1 protein-coding gene is annotated in these 1,058 nt (G+C 40.9%); it reads left to right on the top strand.

The window, feature by feature from the left end; genetic code table 11:
- A partial coding sequence (locus tag IM753_RS12780; RefSeq protein WP_194109444.1) for a T6SS immunity protein Tdi1 domain-containing protein occupies nucleotides 1-995 on the top strand: 995 nt, incomplete at its 5' end.
- Nucleotides 996-1,058 lie beyond the last annotated feature (63 nt).

Raw genomic sequence — 1,058 nt, 5'->3', positions numbered from 1 at the left:
AAATAATGCAAGAGTTAGAACCAGACGCACAACAAGAAATTGATGAATCAATAGAATATTGGGAATTTAAAAACATCAAAATAGAAACAGGTGCCAAACCCACCCAAGCCTTTATCAAGACCTATGGTGATTTTTTCCCAAGACCGTTGTGGTATCTTTGGGAGCAAATCGGCTTTGCTTGTTTTGATGATGGGGGATTTTGGCTGGTAAATCCTGATGATTATGCTGACCTGCTTGATGAGATTTTAAAACCCACTCCGTTTTATGCCCATGATGATTGGTATGTACTGGGCAGAACGGCGTTTGGAACCTTGGAAGTAATGGGTCGACATACCACTTCTCGTCTAGGCATCCATTTAGATTATATTCGTATTTTTCCAACCATTAAAGATAATCGCCAATTAACGCAAAGAGACCAAGCTATTAGCTCAACCGTAGCTGTCAGTGTTGATGCATACAAAGATAAAAAACTCTATGACAAAAGAGACATCCACCACACCCCCCTCTTTAACCGCTGTCTTGCCAGTTATGGCAAACTCAAAGAAGATGAGATATATACCTTTGTGCCAGCCATTGCCTTGGGCGGTAAGCAACTTCTGCAAAATGTACAAAAGGTTAATATCTTTGAACACATTAACTTTATCACGCAGTTAGAACCCTTTGAGATTATGATGGACATTAATAGAGTGGTGGATAATCTAGGTATCACCCCAGAGAGTGCTGCCGCCTTTGTTGCCAGTCAAAATAGCCCACCAACCACCCCACCCAAATACGATGAAACCTGCATCATCCAAGAAGGACAACCTGCTACTGTATCAGGTTATTACCAAGACCGCATGACTAAAAAAGTCATCTACTTAAACATCGGTGATGTATCACCCATTTACCCAACCCCAAGCCACTTATCTAAATCACAGGCTTATGTTTGGTACAAACTCACAGAGCATGGCATCAGTCTCATCCCAGAAGAAATCCTCGCCAATGCAAAAAAATAATTTAAACACACTTCCTAAAAAACACAGCTCGCCCTAGCTGTGTTTTTCTTTTAATTCTCTACC

It is taken from the genome of Moraxella sp. K127, assembly GCF_015223095.1.
Taxonomy (GTDB): Bacteria; Pseudomonadota; Gammaproteobacteria; order Pseudomonadales; family Moraxellaceae; genus Moraxella.
Note: the sequence above shows the minus strand (reverse complement) of the source record. Positions and strands in the feature narration are given on the sequence as shown.